At 48.0% G+C, this 18,031-nt stretch carries 18 protein-coding genes and 2 tRNA genes; 13 read left to right on the forward strand and 7 right to left on the reverse strand.

Features of this window, described 5'->3' with window-relative positions; genetic code table 11:
• Window positions 1-8 precede the first annotated feature (8 nt).
• Together rnhA and GQ52_RS12155 are read right to left on the reverse strand one after the other, a co-directional pair.
• Window positions 9-434 (reverse strand): ribonuclease HI, encoded by a 426-nt coding sequence (gene rnhA / locus GQ52_RS12150; RefSeq protein WP_047518046.1) that lies wholly within the window; start codon window positions 432-434, stop codon window positions 9-11.
• Window positions 424-1,218: a class I SAM-dependent methyltransferase gene (locus tag GQ52_RS12155; protein WP_047518049.1), complete on the reverse strand. Its 795-nt coding sequence runs from the start codon at window positions 1,216-1,218 to the stop codon at window positions 424-426. Before GQ52_RS12155 ends, rnhA begins: the two co-directional genes overlap by 11 nt.
• Window positions 1,219-1,319: 101 nt before the next feature.
• On the opposite strand from GQ52_RS12155, the gene gloB reads away from it, so the two are divergent.
• From gloB to GQ52_RS12220, 13 genes are all read left to right on the forward strand, one after another.
• Window positions 1,320-2,117, forward strand: coding sequence for a hydroxyacylglutathione hydrolase (gene gloB / locus GQ52_RS12160; RefSeq protein WP_047518052.1), 798 nt, complete (start codon window positions 1,320-1,322; stop codon window positions 2,115-2,117).
• A gap of 201 nt (window positions 2,118-2,318) precedes the next feature.
• A complete protein-coding gene (locus tag GQ52_RS12165; protein ID WP_047518055.1) occupies window positions 2,319-3,872 on the forward strand; it encodes a transglycosylase SLT domain-containing protein in 1,554 nt (517 codons plus the stop codon).
• A gap of 38 nt (window positions 3,873-3,910) precedes the next feature.
• Window positions 3,911-5,587: a peptide-binding protein gene (locus GQ52_RS12170; RefSeq protein ID WP_047518058.1), complete on the forward strand. Its 1,677-nt coding sequence runs from the start codon at window positions 3,911-3,913 to the stop codon at window positions 5,585-5,587.
• Window positions 5,588-5,589: 2 nt separating this feature from the next.
• On the forward strand, window positions 5,590-6,615 hold the full coding sequence (locus GQ52_RS12175; RefSeq protein ID WP_047518061.1) for an ABC transporter permease: 1,026 nt from the start codon (window positions 5,590-5,592) through the stop codon (window positions 6,613-6,615).
• Between the two features lie 29 nt (window positions 6,616-6,644).
• On the forward strand, window positions 6,645-7,466 hold the full coding sequence (locus tag GQ52_RS12180) for an ABC transporter permease (RefSeq protein WP_047518064.1): 822 nt from the start codon (window positions 6,645-6,647) through the stop codon (window positions 7,464-7,466).
• A gap of 38 nt (window positions 7,467-7,504) precedes the next feature.
• The gene (locus GQ52_RS12185) at window positions 7,505-8,290 is read left to right on the forward strand and encodes an enoyl-ACP reductase (RefSeq protein ID WP_024930069.1); all 786 of its coding nucleotides are present in this window, start codon (window positions 7,505-7,507) and stop codon (window positions 8,288-8,290) included.
• Between the two features lie 299 nt (window positions 8,291-8,589).
• Window positions 8,590-8,892, forward strand: a complete 303-nt coding sequence (locus GQ52_RS14135) for a hypothetical protein (protein WP_152604429.1) — start codon at window positions 8,590-8,592, stop codon at window positions 8,890-8,892.
• Window positions 8,893-8,940: 48 nt separating this feature from the next.
• Window positions 8,941-9,267: a DUF2004 domain-containing protein gene (locus tag GQ52_RS12190; protein ID WP_047518068.1), complete on the forward strand. Its 327-nt coding sequence runs from the start codon at window positions 8,941-8,943 to the stop codon at window positions 9,265-9,267.
• Between the two features lie 376 nt (window positions 9,268-9,643).
• Window positions 9,644-9,994 (forward strand): hypothetical protein, encoded by a 351-nt coding sequence (locus tag GQ52_RS12200; RefSeq protein WP_047518070.1) that lies wholly within the window; start codon window positions 9,644-9,646, stop codon window positions 9,992-9,994.
• Between the two features lie 82 nt (window positions 9,995-10,076).
• Window positions 10,077-10,463 carry a hypothetical protein gene (locus tag GQ52_RS12205; protein ID WP_047518072.1) on the forward strand — a complete coding sequence of 129 codons (387 nt, stop codon included), beginning with the start codon at window positions 10,077-10,079 and terminating at the stop codon, window positions 10,461-10,463.
• A gap of 62 nt (window positions 10,464-10,525) precedes the next feature.
• Complete coding sequence (locus tag GQ52_RS12210; protein ID WP_047518074.1) at window positions 10,526-10,957, forward strand: hypothetical protein; 432 nt, start codon at window positions 10,526-10,528, stop codon at window positions 10,955-10,957.
• Window positions 10,958-11,226: 269 nt separating this feature from the next.
• Entirely contained in the window at window positions 11,227-11,643 is a 417-nt protein-coding gene (locus GQ52_RS12215; protein ID WP_047518076.1) for an RDD family protein, read from the forward strand.
• Window positions 11,644-11,791: 148 nt separating this feature from the next.
• A complete protein-coding gene (locus GQ52_RS12220; protein WP_047518078.1) occupies window positions 11,792-12,412 on the forward strand; it encodes a cold shock and DUF1294 domain-containing protein in 621 nt (206 codons plus the stop codon).
• 65 nt (window positions 12,413-12,477) lie between these two features.
• Here GQ52_RS12220 and GQ52_RS12225 read toward each other — a convergent pair whose 3' ends face one another.
• From GQ52_RS12225 to lon, 5 genes are all read right to left on the reverse strand, one after another.
• Window positions 12,478-14,376 carry a SurA N-terminal domain-containing protein gene (locus tag GQ52_RS12225; protein WP_047518080.1) on the reverse strand — a complete coding sequence of 633 codons (1,899 nt, stop codon included), beginning with the start codon at window positions 14,374-14,376 and terminating at the stop codon, window positions 12,478-12,480.
• Window positions 14,377-14,702: 326 nt separating this feature from the next.
• Window positions 14,703-14,779, reverse strand: a tRNA-Asp gene (locus GQ52_RS12230).
• Window positions 14,780-14,942: 163 nt separating this feature from the next.
• Window positions 14,943-15,018 (reverse strand) — tRNA-Val (locus tag GQ52_RS12235).
• A 61-nt stretch (window positions 15,019-15,079) separates the two neighbouring features.
• Window positions 15,080-15,352, reverse strand: a complete 273-nt coding sequence (locus tag GQ52_RS12240) for an HU family DNA-binding protein (RefSeq protein ID WP_019882242.1) — start codon at window positions 15,350-15,352, stop codon at window positions 15,080-15,082.
• A gap of 120 nt (window positions 15,353-15,472) precedes the next feature.
• Window positions 15,473-17,908, reverse strand: a complete 2,436-nt coding sequence (gene lon / locus GQ52_RS12245) for an endopeptidase La (protein ID WP_047518082.1) — start codon at window positions 17,906-17,908, stop codon at window positions 15,473-15,475.
• Between the last annotated feature and the right edge of the window lie 123 nt (window positions 17,909-18,031).

An 18,031-nucleotide genomic window follows, 5' to 3' on the forward strand; every position in this document is an offset into this window, starting at 1 on the left:
TCCCCCTGTTAACCCGCTGCAACCGTCAGCACGCCCTGATTGGCCAGTGCATCTGCGCGCTCATTGCCTTCATTACCGGCATGTCCTTTGACCCAGATCCACTCGATCTGGTGCGGAACTGCCAGCGCGTCCAGCATTTGCCACAAGTCGGCATTTTTGACCGGCTTTTTATCTGCTGTTCGCCACTGTTTCTTTTTCCAGCCTGCCAGCCACTCTGTCATGCCTTTTTGCACATAGCTGGAGTCGGTATACACCTTCACCTGAGAGGGCTTTTTCAATGCTTGCAGCCCTTGAATCACCGCCATCATCTCCATGCGGTTATTCGTGGTCAGCGCTTCGCCCCCAAACAGTGACTTTTCATGCTCACCTGCTTTGAGCCATACGCCCCAGCCCCCGACGCCAGGATTGCCTTTGCAGGCACCATCAGCGTACATTTCTATCCATTGTTGTGTCGACATCCGCGCATTCTAACTGTTTTTGTGCCTGTTTTTGTATGCTGGACTGGCCTTTTCGCACTTGCAAAGCATGGTTGAGCGGAGATTTTTTCCATTCAGGTTTCAGCAAGCGCACATTCAATACCCTTTTTTTGGCAATCAGGAAATACACACCACCTGTCATGCCACAAGTGTGCCGCCCCCAGCGCTCAAGGCAAGATTGCCGCGCCAGCCACAACGGGTCATTCACCGGCAAGGCATGCACCAGGCTACCGCTATGCACCACTTCAAATCCCAGCACGTTGAGCCAATCGCGTATACGCCAGGCAGTGAACAAGCGCTGAAATCGTCCAGCCTGCTTAAACTGGCCGACCCGGGCGCGCAGCCCTAACCCACTCAGCGGTGTGATGCCCGTCAGTATCAGCGAGCCTTCAGGTACCAACACGCGGAATACTTCACGTAGCGTCTGTTGCGGGTCGGCACACTGTTCCAGCACATGCGGCATACACACCAGGTCTACTGACTGTTCGGCAAAAGGCAAAAACTCACTTTCACACAGCAATGAAGCCGTTGGTGTCGCAGCGAGCTGTAAAGAATGTTTGTAGGGGATGCGACATTGCTCAAGCAAGTCATGCGTCGGCCAGCCGATCTGCAAGGCATGAAAGCCAAACACATCAGCGACCGTTTGCGCATAGAGCGGAATCTCACGCTGCGCGATGTAGCTGCCCAAAGCCATGGCTTCAAAAGCCGTTGTATTCAAAGTAGCAGGCTGGCTGGATTGCAAGGTAGACTCCCCAAAATGCCAGAGTTAAAACAAAGCGAACAAATAAGCGCTTAAACACGATTGTGCCTTGACAATCATGACCATTTTTTCAATGATGCGGGATGCACGTCACTTCTGCAAGCATAGAGATCACCGCACTGCCCGCTTTTAGCGATAATTATTTATGGCTGATTCACTGTGGTCAACATGCGCTGGTGGTCGACCCTGGTGATGCCGAGGTCGTAGCACAAGCGCTACAGGCTCGCCAGTTGCAGCTTGATGGTATCTTGCTGACCCACCACCATGCAGATCATGTTGGTGGGGCCGCAGCGCTACAGCAGCGCTGGCAATGCCCGGTCTATGCACCGGACAGCGACCACCCGGCTTATCAGTCATTGCAGGCCAAGCGTGTTAAACAAGGTGATCACCTCACATTTGCACACTTTGGCAACTTAACTGGCACTGGCACATTAACTTGCGATGTGCTGGCCTTGCCAGGGCATACCCTGGACCATGTAGCTTACTACCTCAACCACCAGCACCTGTTTAGTGGCGACGTATTGTTTGGCGCAGGCTGTGGCCGGTTGTTTGAAGGGACTCCTGCACAAATGTATGCCTCACTGCAACATATCGCGGCACTGCCAGCAGACACGCTGATTTATCCGGCGCATGAATATACGGCCCACAATATCGCTTTTGCACAAACAGTGGACCCCGACAATCCGGACTTACAGCAACGTGCGCAAAATACCGCGAATTTACGCGCGCAAAACTTGCCTACCTTACCGACTACGCTAGCCCTGGAATTAGCGACCAACCCGTTTCTGCGCTGCGAAGCCTTGTCAAAACAAATAGCCTTTCAGCACTGGTCGCCGATTGATGTGTTTACCGAACTGCGCGCCCGGCGCAACCACTTCTGATGCAGATCGTCTGTGCAGACATAAAGACTTGTCTCACTGAAAAATTAACGTAGAATGATGTCCTCCTTAAAGCGCTTGTATGCGTTACGTCAATCACGTGCTGGTTGGCATGGCCACCTGGCCGCCCGGTTTCATCAATGCATGCGCAAGTTTTTTCGTGTATCCGCTTGCGCGACAGTCTCAGGATTAAGTATTACCGTCATGCGTTTTAAAAAATTACTGCTATGTGCCGCCCTTTCAGCCTTTCCATTATTGGCATTGGCTGAATACGTAGAGCCAGCCAGCATGTCGGATGACAACGGCAGTTATGATGAAAGTTATGGCGGCCCGGAATCAGAAAACTATAATTCCAGTTACCAGTTTGAAGACTCGTTAACCCTGCAAGATAGCCTGTGGGATCGCGTACGTGATGGCTTTAACATGCCTGACATAGATTCCACCTATACCAACAAGCACGAGCAGTGGTATGCCTCACGCCCGGACTATGTGTCACGCATGCTGGAGCGCAGCAAGAAGTACCTTTACCATATTGTGGTTGAAGTCGAAAAAAGAGGCATGCCGACTGAAATCGCGCTATTGCCCATGATTGAAAGCGGCTTTAACCCGAAAGCGCTCTCTACCAGCAAAGCCTCGGGTATCTGGCAATTTATCCCCTCTACCGGCAAAGACTTTGGCCTCAAGCAAAACTACTGGAAAGATTCACGTAAAGACGTCACCGCTGCGACCCAGGCTGCGCTTAACTACCTGCAAAAACTCTACACCATGTTTGGCGCCTGGGACCTGGCGCTTGCTGCTTACAATGCTGGCGAAGGCACGGTGGCACGTGCGATTGAACGCAACCGCCAGTTAGGCTTGCCAACCGACTACCAGCATTTGTCTTTGCCTGACGAAACGCGTAATTACGTACCAAAATTGCAGGCGATTAAAAACATTATTTTCCGCCCTGAAAACTATGGTTTAACGCTTAATGAAATCCCCAACAAACCATATTTCACCACGGTGCAAGCCCCTAACAAAATCGATGCCAAGCTGGCGGCTGAACTGGCAGGGATTTCACTGGAAGAATTTAACGCGTTGAATCCCAGTTTTACGCGCCCGGTGCTGATTACTGAAAACAGCCATCAAAAACTATTGTTACCTACCTGGGCTGCCAGCAATTTCACCAACAACCTCAGTGGTTACAATCGGCCATTATCTAACTGGCACAGCTACCAGCCTAAGCGCGGCGAGCGACTAGGCGCGATTGCCAGCCAGTTTGGTATCAGCATTTATGAGTTGAGCGCCACCAATAACCTAAAGCCTAACCGCAACCTGATTGTGCGCAGACCACTGTTGGTCCCTGCCAGTGTGCAATCCGGCCTGACGCGCCCCATTGATGTCGCCGCGATGGCACAATTACCGATTGAGATACCAGTTGAAAGAGAATCTTCAAGCAAATCCGTATCCATCTCGCATAAGGTGAAACAAGGTGATACATTGGCAAAACTAGCCAAACGTTATGGCATCACTAGCAAACAAATCATGCAACAAAACCACCTGAAATCGAAAAATCTGGCCGTTGGCCAGGTATTGCAGTTCGAAAAGCAGGAAGAGAAAACAAATAACACTACTAGCCAGTCACGCGGGTCAAAAACAAGCGGGAAACCTAGTCACAAAAAAACAACGGCCTCTACTAAAACGCGCACGAGTACATCCTCTGCCGCACATAAAAAAACGACCACAACCCATAGTAAAAAAACTAAATCGACACACTGACACGGCCCCAAACCATGACAAATCAACCATTGTCCGGCATGCATGACATTCGCACCAAGCGGCATGGGTCTACAGGTCAACGATTTGCAGTTAGCCTATTGTGTAGCTGGCTGATCGCTTGCAGTTCAGATCAACCGGATAAAAACACCCCAACCCTTAACCAGACTTACCCGGCGCAGCCTGGCGGCACCATGATCAGCGCCATGCCCTCAGACCCGAGCAGTATGATAGGTATGGTTGCAGGTGAATCTGCCTCTCTGGCGATTGGCGCTTACCTGTTTAACTCAGTGCTCAAGTATGACCAGAATCTGGATCTAACCGGTGAGCTGGCTGAGTCATGGCAAGTGGCCGATGACAAGAAAACCATTACCTTTAAATTGAAACCGGGCTTGCAATGGGCGGATGGCAAACCACTTACTAGCGCGGATATCCTCTTCACCTGGCAACTGATTACGGATGAAAATACGCATAGTCCGTATGCCTCAGACTACCAGCTCGTGACCAAAGCCGAAGCACCGGATGCACGCACGTTTATCGTGCATTATTCACAATCGTTTGCGCCAGCACTCGAGAGTTGGGCCAGCTTGCAAGTATTGCCCAAACATAAACTGGCAGGACAGGATATCCGCACCACCAGTTTTGCGCAAAAACCGTTAAGCAGCCATTATTACCAGTTAAAAGAATGGCGACATGGTGAATATATCAAACTGGAAAAGAATCCTAAATCCGTGTTAGGCCCGGCCAACATTGACCATTTGATTGAGCGCATTATCCCCGACCCGGCGGCACAATTTCTGGAGTTGATGGCGGATAACATTGACAGCATGAATATGGACCCGATTACCTATGCGCGCATCATTCCATCGCGCCCGGCTTTGCAAGCCAGGCTAAATCAGTATAAAGAGCTGGGCAATAGCTACACCTATCTTGGCTTTAACCTTAAACGCAAACCATTTGATGATGTACGCGTCCGTAAAGCAATCAATTACGCCATAGACAAGCAAGAAATTATTGACGGCGTTTACTTAGGCTTGGGCATTGCCATTGCCTCCCCTTACAAGCCCGGCACCCGCTGGAGCAATCCACAACTGACGCCCTACCCATTTGACCCAGCGAAAGCAAAACAACTGCTGGCAGAAGCAGGCTACCAAGACAGTGACGGTGACGGCATTGTGGAACGCAACGGCAAAAAATTATCGTTTGAAGTGCTGACTAACCTCGGCAATAAACAGCGTGAAAAAACAGCGGTGATTATCCAGCGCCGCTTGAAAGAAGTCGGCATTGAAACGCATATCCGCACCCTGGAATGGGCCAGCCTGCTGACCAACTTTATTAAACCAGGCGACTTTGACGCGGTCGTCATGGGCTGGGGCTTGGGGTTAGATCCGGATCAATACACCATCTGGCACTCCAGCCAGCAAAAGCCTGGGCAATTCAACTTTATTGGCTATAACAATCCAGCCGTGGATAAATTACTAGAGCAAGGTCGCCTGGAGTTTGACCCGGAAAAGCGCATGCAGATTTATCATGATTTTGCCAAGGTGCTTTATGATGATAGCCCACTGGTGTATTTATCTGCAGGCTACGGCCTGACGGCCATCCATAAGCGCATACAAGGTATTATGAATCCGGTACCACCTGCAGGCGTCGGCTACGACTCACAAAAATGGTATCTCCCTGAGCCACTTAGGCGCACGCAAATACAGGCAGAATAAGCATGCTTAATTATTTGATCAGGCGCGTATTGTGGATGATTCCGATGTTGATCGGCATCAGCCTGATTTCCTTTTTTATCATGCACCTGGCACCTGGCGATATCACCAGCAGCGAAGCGGCGTTTGATCCCAAATCATCTGAAGAATCGCGCCAAAAGCTGCGCGAACTGTATCATTTAGACAAACCCATCATCGTGCAATATGGCTTGTGGCTGGAGCGCATGGTGCATCTGGACTTTGGCCACTCGTTTGCCAGCCATCAAAAACCAGTGTTTTGGGCAGAAACCGATAAAGAAGGAAACACCACGCCTGGCATGATTCAAGAGGCGTTACCTATCACGCTGCTGATGAATATCGTCGGCTTGTTGTTGACTCTGACACTGGCCGTGCCGCTGGGCGTCATTGCGGCCAAGAAGTATGGGCAGTGGCCAGACCGTAGCATCACACTATTTAACTTTATTGGTTTCTCTATTCCCGGTTTTTGGCTGTCTTTATTATTGATGTATTGGCTAGGCGTGATTCACCCATGGTTTCCCATTTCTGGCCTGCATAGCCTCAACTACGCCCAGCTCGACGCCTGGCAAAAATGCCAGGATCTGTTTATGCATTTATTTCTGCCCGTGGTGATTCCAGCCATCACAGGCCTCGCCGGTGTCACCATGTTTGTTAAAAACGGTATGCTGGATGTACTCAGCCAGGATTTCGTCACCACCGCGAGGGCAAAAGGCCTCAGTGATCGTACCGTCACTTACCGCCATGCCTTGCGCAACGCGCTATTGCCGCTGATTACCCTGATCGGCTTATCCCTGCCCGGCCTGATTGGCGGCTCGGTGATTGCCGAAACCATTTTCGCCATCCCCGGCATGGGTAAATTATTTTATGAAGCCGTCATGATGCGTGACTTTCCCGTTGTCATGGGTATTTTGACCATAGGCTCCGCCCTCACCCTGATGGGCAATTTGCTAGCCGACCTCGCTTACGCCTGGGCAGATCCACGCTTGCGTAGAGGCGTCATGCCGCAACGCTAAAATAGAGAACGATAAGCAGAGAACATACAATGCAAAGAATCCTGCAAAATCCGTTGGCGCTGACCGGGCTCTGCTTAATCGGCGCCATTCTGCTGCTTGCGCTGCTCGCGCCATTCATCGCGCCCTATGACCCGGACGCGATCCAAGTCAAACAAATCCTGGTTGCGCCTTCAGCCGAACACTGGATGGGCACCGACGGCCTTGGCCGTGATGTCTGGAGCCGCATGCTGTTTGGCGGCCGCGTATCTTTACTGGTCGGCTTAGTTGCCGTGGGTATTTCGACCGTGATTGGCGTCATTCTCGGCGCCCTGGCTGGTTACTACCGCGGCTGGGTAGACACCGCCATCATGCGCCTAGTCGACATCATGCTCTCCATCCCCAGTTTTTTCCTGATTCTGGCGGTGATTGCCTTTTTAAGTCCTTCGATTACCAACGTCATGATCGTGATTGGCCTCACCTCATGGATGAGCGTCACACGCCTGGTCAGGGCCGAGTTCCTGAGTCTGACCCAGCGCGAATTCGTCACCGCTTCAACCGCCTTAGGCGCACAAGACTGGCGTGTCATTTTTAAACATTGCCTGCCTAATAGCCTCACGCCTGTTTTAGTCAGTGTGGTGTTAGGCATTGCCAGTGCGGTATTGCTCGAATCTGGCCTGAGCTTTCTGGGCCTCGGTGTGCAACCGCCACAAGCGTCATGGGGCAACATTCTCACCGATGGCAAAGAGTATATCCAGTTTGCCTGGTGGCTCTCGCTCTACCCCGGACTTGCCATATTAATTACCGTGTTAGGGTATAATCTGCTCGGCGAAGGTTTGCGTGATGTGTTTGACCCGCGTTCTCACACCCGCTAACCCAATTAACTGAACCAAATTACCAAACAGGAACAAGCATGGCATTTCTTGCTGGAAAAAAAATTCTGATTGCCGGTTTGCTGAGCAATCGTTCAATCGCTTATGGCATTGCAGCCGCAATGAAGCGTGAAGGCGCTGAGCTGGCCTTTACCTATCAGGTCGACAAACACGAAAAGCGTGTGCGCGACCTGGCTGCTGACTTCGAGTCCGACATCGTTTTACCCTGTGACGTGGCTGAAGATGCGCAAATCGACAACCTGTTCGTAGAGCTGGCCAAAGTCTGGGACGGCCTCGATGGCTTGATACACTCTATCGCCTTCGTGCCTAAAGTCGCCCTTGATGGTGACTACCTGGACAATATCAGCCGCGAATACTTTCATATCGCGCACGATATCAGCTCCTACAGCTTCTCCGCCATGGCTAAAGCAGCGTACCCAATGATGCAAGGCCGCAACGGCAGCCTGCTCACACTGAGCTACCTGGGCGCAGAGCGCACCATGCCTAACTACAACGTCATGGGCGTGGCTAAAGCCAGCCTGGAAGCCAACGTCCGCTACCTAGCACAAAGCCTGGGCCCACGTGGCATCCGCGTTAACGCAGTCTCTGCCGGCCCGATCAAAACGCTGGCTGCTTCAGGCATCGCCGACTTCGACAAAATGATCGGCTTTAACGAAAAACACGCCGCCCTGCGCCGCAACGTCACGATTGAAGAAGTCGGTAACGTTGCCGCCTTCTTATCCAGCGACCTGGCATCTGGTGTGACTGGTGAAATCACTTATGTTGATGGTGGTATGAATATTACCGCAGCGGGTCAAATCGACTAAATCGCCAACAAACAAAAAACGCCTGCACTGTAAAAAGTCAGGCGTTTTTTTACAGCTCAATGCTGAGCACTTGCATGATTTAACAATAATGCAGTAAATTACTTAGAGCTTATTCGTTGCTATCAAAACGGTAAGCAAAGACAAGGTGCACTAAAATATAAATAGAATTAAAAGTGGTGCACGAAAAAATAGTAACTATATGATTATTAAAAAATAATGAATAACTTTATGTTTATATACACTATCCCCAATAAAATATTAAGTTCGCTTTTGGTGTCTAATTAACGTTAGAGCTAAATATGATTCGCTGGGGTTTATTTCTGCTAGCTGTAATTTCCAATTTGGTTTGGGTGGTTGCATCTGTTGGTGCTGGGTTTGTTACTTGGGCTCAAGTTGTTCCCAAAGACATATCCTGTTCTAGCTGCTCACAGCCCGAAGTTCAGAGTGCTCTCATTCAAGCTGCTACTTTTGGTCGCTCACAAGTATTAAATCAGTTGCCTGGTGTTTGGTTTGTTTCTGGCTTAGCATTATTTAATATTTTGGTTATTGGGTTGCTGCTATTTAAGTTTCGCTCTAACCAATCATTCAAGCGGGACGCCTAACGGCGCCCCTTACTTCAAACGTTAGGCAATTAACAAGGGGAAAGAAATATGCAAAATGAAATTGAAAAACGAGAGAAGGCAGCTATTACTGCTATACGAGCTGCATTTGGCACAGAAGAAGATGAATCTGGCGCCACATTATTCGTTGAACATCACTTAGAAGAAATCGAAGGCGAATATTGGCAAACACACCTTGGCACTGCAAAACCTGAACCAATTAACGTACTCGGCATACTTGTACTTCGTGAACATTGGGGAGGCGATGATGAAATTGAAACATTTGACTTTACGTTACCTGAAGACGTAACGGATTATGTCATTAGCGTGCGCTTTGATGAGTCTGGGCAAGTTGAAGAAATATCAATGGAGAGCTAAGTGATATACACATTGCCTAACCTATCCATCAAGTGGGACGCGCTAAAGCGCGCCCCTTATGTCAAACGTTAGGGCTCAGGGAGAAATACGTTGCAACAGCAAGCAACACCAAAGCGTCAAGCCCTGCTAATTTCACTATTGGCTTGCCCCATAATTCTGCTCATTCTTACACCGGTTCTCTCCCCATTGCGCTCGTTGTATGGCACAGCAGCTGAGAAGATTATTCTTGCCTCAATCGTTGCGCTCCCTTTTATCGGCATTTTTGGGATTAGCCAATTCACAGAAACTGGCCCATGGGCGAAAGCTGCTTGGTCACTGACTTATTTCATGGCAATGTTCATACCAAAGCCCCTCAATTCCGACGTTAGGCTTCTATATGCACAGAGGTAAGTCAGCCATCTTTGTTCTAATGATGTTTGCATGTACTGCAAATGCCGCAATCAAATCTGAAACCGAAGCATGCACCGTGTTGACTGATGCTGCCAAGAAAAAGCACCTTTCAGCCATGGAAGACCCAGAAGGCAAATACTATTGTTGGCTCTATTCCACTTCAAAAAAATATTTTGTTTTTCAATTGCATTACCACTTTGACGTGCCAAGAGATTGGGTTGGAAGTGACCTTGTTGGGTACTATGCCGTACGCAAAAATGATGCTGCAATTTTCGAATGGAATCTAGGCGATGATTCGCTAGGAAATAACTTAAACAAGTTCAAGGTAAAGAAATAATAAATGAGGCAGCTTCAGCCTAACCCATCATTCAAGCGGGACCAGCTAAAGCTGGCCCCTTAACTCCAACGTTAGATGCCAAATGACCGACTTACCATCCATCTCACAAAATCAATTTCTTAAGTCTGCCTATTCTGGGAAATTGCAACTTTGGAAAGTTTTTTGGCTGCTTTACTCCCCAGTTTTATTAGGCTATGTAGCTTTATGTGCCTCAGTTCTGTGGCTTTTGTTTAATACCGACATATATCCACAGTTTAATTTAAAGGCCTTTTTAGTCCTGTTTCTTGTTGTTGCATTTTTTATAACAATCACCATCACATCTTTAGTTTGGCTCTGTGCTAAAAACACCAAAACAATCTTTTGGGCATACCTAGCCAAGGCATTCATATTGTTTGTTGTTACATCACTAGGTGTTTTTGTGTGTTTTTTTATCCCACTTATTTTAGGATTTGAAACTCATGGCATCTAACCTATCATTCAAGCGGGATGGGCTTAAGCGCTCCTTATATAAACGTTATGCACTAAGGAGAAATGCATGAGTATTGTGGCTTACTACGGTCGTTTACACCTACCCAGATAGAAGAATGTGCTGCCACGCCTGAAGCATTGTCCACTGGATCTACTGGTCATCTTGCAGGTGCTGAAGTAATTGATATAGACCGTTCATACGAGCCAATGGCATGGTTACTTTCTCCATGCAAACGAGCAGAAGACGAACATAATGCCTTAATGATGCAAGAATATTTGCATAAACAACACGCACCAAAACCTTCATTATTATCAAGGGTCGCAGGATTTTTTGCAAAAAAACCTGAAACAATTCAAGAACCACGGCTTGCAAAAAAAATTGAGGAGTTACCTCTTGATGCACCACTTATTGCGATTGAGGGTAGAACCGAAAAGCGTGACGAACGATTCGATTTCGGATTAGGGCTGCTGCTGTATTTTCTCCCGAAGAAGTGATGGTGCTAAACGACGCCTTGGCATCTCTTACAAAAGAAAACCTCGAACAGCACTACAACCCCAAAATAAAATATATTTCCAGGACAGTGGCTTGAAGAAGGGCGTGACCTCATGGAAACTTACGTTTACCAAATTTTCTACAGCTCCAGTCTTTTTATTCAAATGCTGCAAAAAACAATCAAGCTGTTCTAATTTGGTACATTTAGGGCATAACCCATCATTCAACAGGGACTCGCAGCCCCTTATCTCAAACGTTAGGCAATTAGCTCATGAGCTCACAACAAATAGAATCATCAATTAAGCTGGCCCACCCAGGAAAACGGTTTCAAGGGCAATTCATAGATGGGCTGGTTTCTTATTTGCTCGGAATAATAGTGTTCTACGTATCTGATTTCTTTATCAGCAGAGAGCCCGCCGTATATTTTGGCTTTGCTGTTGGTTTCTTGTACTTCCTGTTATCAGACGCTTTACCTAATGGTCAAAGTGTTGGTAAACGGCTTCTAAATATTCGGGTAATTCACAAGGAAACGAAGCTTCCCTGCTCTTTGTTTCAATCATTTCTACGAAACGCTACGTTTCCGCTAGGCATCCTTGATTGGGCACTAATATTTTTTGGCGCACATCGCAGACTAGGCGACGTCATTGCGTCCACGATAGTTGTTAAAAATGATAGCAAATCGACCTAACCCATCCATCAAGGGAACGCGCTAAAGCGCACTTCGCAACCAAACCTTACCAAACTAGATGCGAACATAAGATCCACTATAGTATTCACAAGCGCTCCACTGTCAAAATAGCCAAAGTTAATTTGACAGACGAGCCATAGATTTAAAAATGTTAGGTAATCGTGTTATGCGCTATCAAGGCAGAGTCACCTCTTGGAAAGACGAACAAGGTTTTGGTTTTATCACGCCGCATGGTGGTGGCAACCAGATGTTTGTTCATATTACGGCTTTTACGAACCGTTATCGCCGACCGATGAATAATGACATTGTGACTTACACAGTCAAAAAGGCTGCAAATGGAAAACTGCAGGCTGAACGCGTTAAATACATTGATGATGCAGTACCATCCAAAGATGGTACCTTTCTGTTACTTTTTGCCATTGTTTTTCTTGCCTGCATGGCTACCGCGGTTTTTTTGAGCAAACTACAGCCACTTATCTTTTACCTTTATATCGCAGCAAGCCTTTTGTCGCTGATCGTCTATCAGCGAGATAAATCAGCAGCCAAGCGAAATCTGAGACGCACACCAGAAACTACATTACATATACTGGCATTGATTGGTGGCTGGCCGGGCGCAATCCTGGCACAAAGGTGGTTTCGCCACAAATCGAAAAAGCTTTCTTTCCAACGCTTATTCTGGATGACGATTACTCTTAACTGTGCCGCGCTTGCCTGGTTGCTTTCATCTGGTAGTACAACCGCTTTGAGTTTTCTTGCCAGTTCGCAATAAAAACCTCTCTATACAAAATAAAAAAGGAGGGCAACGCCCTCCTTTCTTTACTTCAGCTCGCTAAATTATTCGTTACCTTTTGATAACAATACTTTCGCATTGAACTGAATATCTTTCTTGGCTTTGAGTGAGCCGACATAAGCGTGGGACATCTCATCGCCCAATGCCGCCTGATAGGCTTTAAACGCTCTGTCAGCCACGTCTGGCTGGTCTTTGAGCTTCTGGTTAACCGCAATCACTTTAATCACGGTGTAGCCCTTATTCGCTTCATTAAAACCATAGTAGGCTGGCAAGGCATGCGTATTCACCTTAAACACATTCCTCATCACGCCATCGCTTAAACCTTGTGCATTTCTGCGATCAATCGTCACCGGGGTAATCCAGTCAGTGTCCGCCGCTTTACCTGCTTTAAGGTCTGCCAGCAGTGCCTCACCTTTTTGTTGTGCAAGTTTGCCTGCGGCTTCTGCTTTCAACAGTGCCTCAATACCGCCTTTTACTTCATCAAAGCTACGTGGTGCTTCTGGCGCATACTCGACCACACGTCCGGCGATCAAGTTGTTTGGCGACACTTCAACCGCTTCGGTATTGCGCTTTTCTTTCAGTACTTCATCAGAAAATACCAAGGTTGCAAAACGATCACTCTTAAAGAATTTAGAGATTTCGTCTTTGCTCATCGCCGGAGAGGTTTGTACTTGTACATTAAACTTCTTGGCGACCGGGTCCAGGCTGCCGGATTGCTCGTAGACAGTGTTACCGAAGTCATCGGCCAGTTCTGCATATTTGGCTTGTGCTTTCTGGAACAGCAATTCTGCTTTCAGTTTGAGTTTGACAGAGTCAAAGTCAGAAGACTCACCAGTAATGCCAGTCAGCTTGATAATGTGGTAACCAAACTCGGACTCAACCAGGTCACTGATATCGCCGACCTTCATCGAGAAGGCTGCGTCTTCAAACGGTTTCACCATGGCGCCACGACCAAAGCTACCCAGGTCGCCACCCTTACCGGCAGAACCAGTGTCTTGTGAGTTTTCAATTGCCAGCTTTTCAAAGCTCTTGGGGTTGGCTTTGACTTGTTTAAGAATAGTCTCTGCTTTCTCTTTGGCGGCTGCTTTTTCAGCTGGCGTTGCTGTGCTGCTGAAGCCAATCAGGATATGACTGGCTTGACGCTGTTCGTCGCCTTGCAATTTAGCCGCATTTTCGTCGTAGAACTGCTTCAACTCTGCATCCGTCACACTTACCTGCCCCATCAAGCCAGCGGCCGTCAGCAAAGCAAATTGCAGCTTCACCTTGGCTGGCGCGATGAACTTGGTTTTATGCTGATTGTAATAGGCTTGCACTTGCTCTGGTGTGACGTTGACCTGATTGACGAAATCAGACACTTTAACGTCAACCACAGTGACTTCACGTTGCTCAAACTCTGACATGAGTGATTGCTCAGCCACTTTTTTCGGCATAAACACCAGGTTAGTCAAACCATCACGCACCTGCTGTACAGCCAGGTCCTTACGTACGCTTTGTTCAAACTTGGCTGGGGTCAGTTTATTTTGCGTCAGCAGCTGATTATAAGTCTCTTCAGAAAACTTACCGTTGCTCTGAAATTCTGGCATCCCTAATACGTGTTGGCTCAATTGCTCATCACTGATTTTGAAGCGATAGTCCTGAACTGCGCCTTCTACCAAACGGCGGGTAATAATGCCATCCAGCACGGACTGCTTGAATGCCGGGCTTTCCAGCATGGCTGGATCAACTTTTTGCCCTTGTGATTGCATGTAGTTACGTGCATTCTCAACGGCGTTAGAGAACTCCTGTAAAGAGATCTTTTGGCCATCTACTTTGGCCACAGCGACTTGACCACCGGCCTGATTTAAATAGGAGTCGATCCCAAACAATGCAAATGGCACCACAATCAGCGCCAGAATGATTTTTGCCATCCATCCTTGTGTATGTTTTCTTAGTGCTTCCAACATTTTATAGTTTCCATTACCTGATTTTTGCAACGGTAAACTATACCATAAACCCGCCAATATAGCCGGATTCCAGCACGGTGTTCATACTTTGACAGCTGCCTTATTGGCAGGAAACAAGTGGGCGCATCAGTACGGGATGCTTAGAGTGAAGCATTATTAAATGTGCATGCCGAAAGCTTGAGATCCATGCATGACGCAATGCAAAAAATATCGATTTAAATATTCAATCTAAATTGAAATGCAAAGCTGAAAGGCGGATATGAATAGCAAAGAGATGACAGAAATGCAGAAAAGAAAAAAGCCCTGAATAATCAGGGCTTTTTATTTGGCGGAGCGGACGGGACTCGAACCCGCGACCCCCGGCGTGACAGGCCGGTATTCTAACCAACTGAACTACCGCTCCCGGTAATCGTTAAGCTGAAATTATAACATCGTTTTTTATAAAATCAACAACTATTTTTTAATTATTAATCAGTACTTAGCTTCACTAATTAAAGTAACTTCTCAAGTACTGCGTCACTCAAAAAATTAAGAGCGCATACTTCGCACTCTTAATTTTAATTGTTTGGTGGGTGCTAACGGGGTCGAACCGCTGACATTCGCCTTGTAAGGGCGACGCTCTACCAACTGAGCTAAGCACCCGTAACAACCACTTGTGTTGCTACTGCTGGCAGAGCAACTAACGCTGCTCAACCAAAGAATGCTAGTTTACAGCATCTTTAAGGCCTTTACCAGCCCTAAATTTAGGAGATTTTGCAGCTTTGATATTAATTGTTGCGCCGGTACGAGGATTACGGCCAGAACGGGCAGAACGCTCACCTACATAGAATGTACCAAAACCAATCAAGGTTACCAGATCACCTTTTTTCAATGCGCCGGAAATAGCCTCAGTTGTTGCATCCAGAGCACGAGCCGCAGCGGCTTTAGAAATACCAGCAGCACTTGCAATATGATCTATCAATTCTGATTTATTCACGTGTTTCCCCTAATAACTAGTTAAAAAGACAGGTACATCCTGTACCGTCTTTATATCAAGCCGCAAAACGAGCTGTCAAGCGCTAATCCGGCCTTTTGACAATAATTCGCATCAATTTTACTAATGCGTGACAGCTTGCTCCGAATTCGCGTCGCCAGAAGCGACAATCTCAACAGCTGGCGCATCGACCACCAAAGGTTGCGGCGCACTTTCGAGAGCCAAATCCAGCACCTGATCGATCCATTTTACGCAATGAATCTCCAGATCCTTCTTGATATTGGCCGGAATTTCGACCAGATCTTTTTCGTTGGCAGAAGGAATTAGCACTGTTTTAATCCCACCTCTATGGGCGGCTAACAGTTTCTCTTTCAATCCGCCAATCGGCAAGACTTCGCCACGTAGCGTAATTTCACCTGTCATCGCGACATCAGCACGCGCTGGAATGCCAGTGAGCACCGATACAATCGCTGTGGTGAGGCCAATACCAGCACTTGGGCCATCTTTAGGGGTCGCCCCTTCTGGCAAGTGAATATGGATGTCCTTCTTCTCGTAGAAGTCGGTGGGGATGCCCAAACCTTCTGAACGGCTACGCACAACGCTCATCGCAGCGGTCACAGACTCTTGCATCACATCACCCAGCTTACCAGTGGTAATGGTTTTGCCTTTACCTGGCAAAGTCACCGCTTCAATGGTCAGCAGCTCGCCACCGACTGAAGTCCAGGCCAGCCCTGTCACCTGCCCTACCTGGTTTTCTTTGGCAGCAACGCCAAAGTCGTAGCGCTTCACGCCCAGATATTGCTCAATGTTTTTGCTGGTGATATTGACCTTCTTAACCGTTTTGCTTTTACCTTTAGCCAGCAATTGCTCCTTAACGGCTTTACGGCAAATTTTGGCGATCTCTTGCTCCAGACGGCGCACACCGGCCTCACGCGTGTAATAACGCACGATATCGCGCAATACACTCTCGGCCACAGAAATATCTGTGGTTTTCAGCGCGTGCGCTTTTAATTGCTTAGGCAGCAGATAACGCTGAGCGATATTGATCTTTTCGTCTTCGGTGTAGCCGGACAGGCGAATGATTTCCATACGATCCAGCAATGGCTCAGGAATATTCATACTGTTAGCCGTTGCCACAAACATGACATCGCTCAGGTCATAGTCCACTTCAACATAGTGATCGGCAAAAGTATGGTTTTGCTCTGGGTCCAACACCTCCAGCAACGCTGAGGATGGATCACCACGCATGTCTTGCCCCATCTTGTCGACTTCGTCGAGCAGGAATAAAGGGTTTTTCACGCCAACCTTGGTCATGCTCTGCAGCACTTTACCTGGCATGGAGCCAATGTAGGTACGACGGTGGCCTCGAATTTCGGCTTCATCACGCACGCCGCCCAAGGCCATACGCACAAACTTGCGGTTCACGGCTTTAGCGATGCTCTGCCCCAGCGAGGTTTTACCTACCCCTGGCGGGCCCACCAGGCACAAGATGGGGGCCTTGAGCTTGCCTACGCGTTGTTGTACCGCCAGATACTCCACAATCCGCTCTTTGACTTTATCCAGGCCGTAATGGTCTGCATCCAGAATCTCTTCTGCGGTTTGCAGGTCTTTGCTGATTTTGGTTTTCTTTTTCCAAGGCAGGTTGAGCAAGGTATCAATATAGTTGCGCACCACAGAAGCTTCAGCTGACATCGGGGACATCAATTTGAGTTTCTTGAACTCGGCACTGACCTTAGCCAAGGCTTCTTTAGGCATGGCCGCATTTTTGATGCGCTGCTCAAGCTCTTCCATCTCGGCATTTTCGTCTTGCTCGCCCAACTCTTTCTGAATCGCTTTGACTTGCTCATTCAGATAGTACTCACGCTGGCTTTTCTCCATTTGGCGTTTCACACGGCCACGGATGCGTTTCTCTACCTGCAAGATGTCAATTTCAGACTCCATCAGGAACAGCAAGTGCTCTAAACGCTCGATGACACTGAGCATTTCCAGCACTTTTTGCTTTTCCTCGAGCTTGAGGGTCAGATGTGCAGAAATGGTGTCCGCCAAGCGGCCTGGCTCGTTAATCGTCGCCAATGAGGTCAGGATTTCAGGGGGAATCTTTTTGTTCAGTTTGACGTATTGGTCAAACTGGGTCATAACGGTACGCATCAAGGCTTCAGCCTCTTTGTCGTCCTGGTCGGTTTGCTCAACCTCTACGCCTAATGCCATGAAGCAATCATCGGTTTCCATAAAGTCGGAAACACGCACACGATGCAGACCTTCAACCAACACTTTCACGGTACCGTCAGGCAACTTCAGCATTTGTAATACGGTTGCCAGCGTCCCGATTTCGTACAGGTCTTCTGCCGTCGGATCGTCTTTGTTGGCCGATTTCTGGGCCACCAGCAAAATCTTTTTATCGCCTTCTGAGGCGCGTTCCAGCGCTTTAACCGACTTGGTGCGGCCAACAAACAGCGGAATCACTAAATGCGGGTAGACAACGACATCGCGCAATGGCAATAACGGGATTAAAGCGTTTTCTTCGGGTATCTCGGAGTCAAGCAAAGTGTGTTCTGTCATAGCGTCTTTCAAAAAGTGTCAAAGGAGCCAGTCCTTTGCATTTAGATGGGAACATTCTTTGAGAATTCAAGAGAGCAGGCATCTAATGTTGTAGATGCTATCTTGCAATAGCCGGGTGGCTAT

The organism is Methylophilus sp. Q8 (assembly GCF_000800115.1).
Taxonomy (GTDB): Bacteria; Pseudomonadota; Gammaproteobacteria; order Burkholderiales; family Methylophilaceae; genus Methylophilus.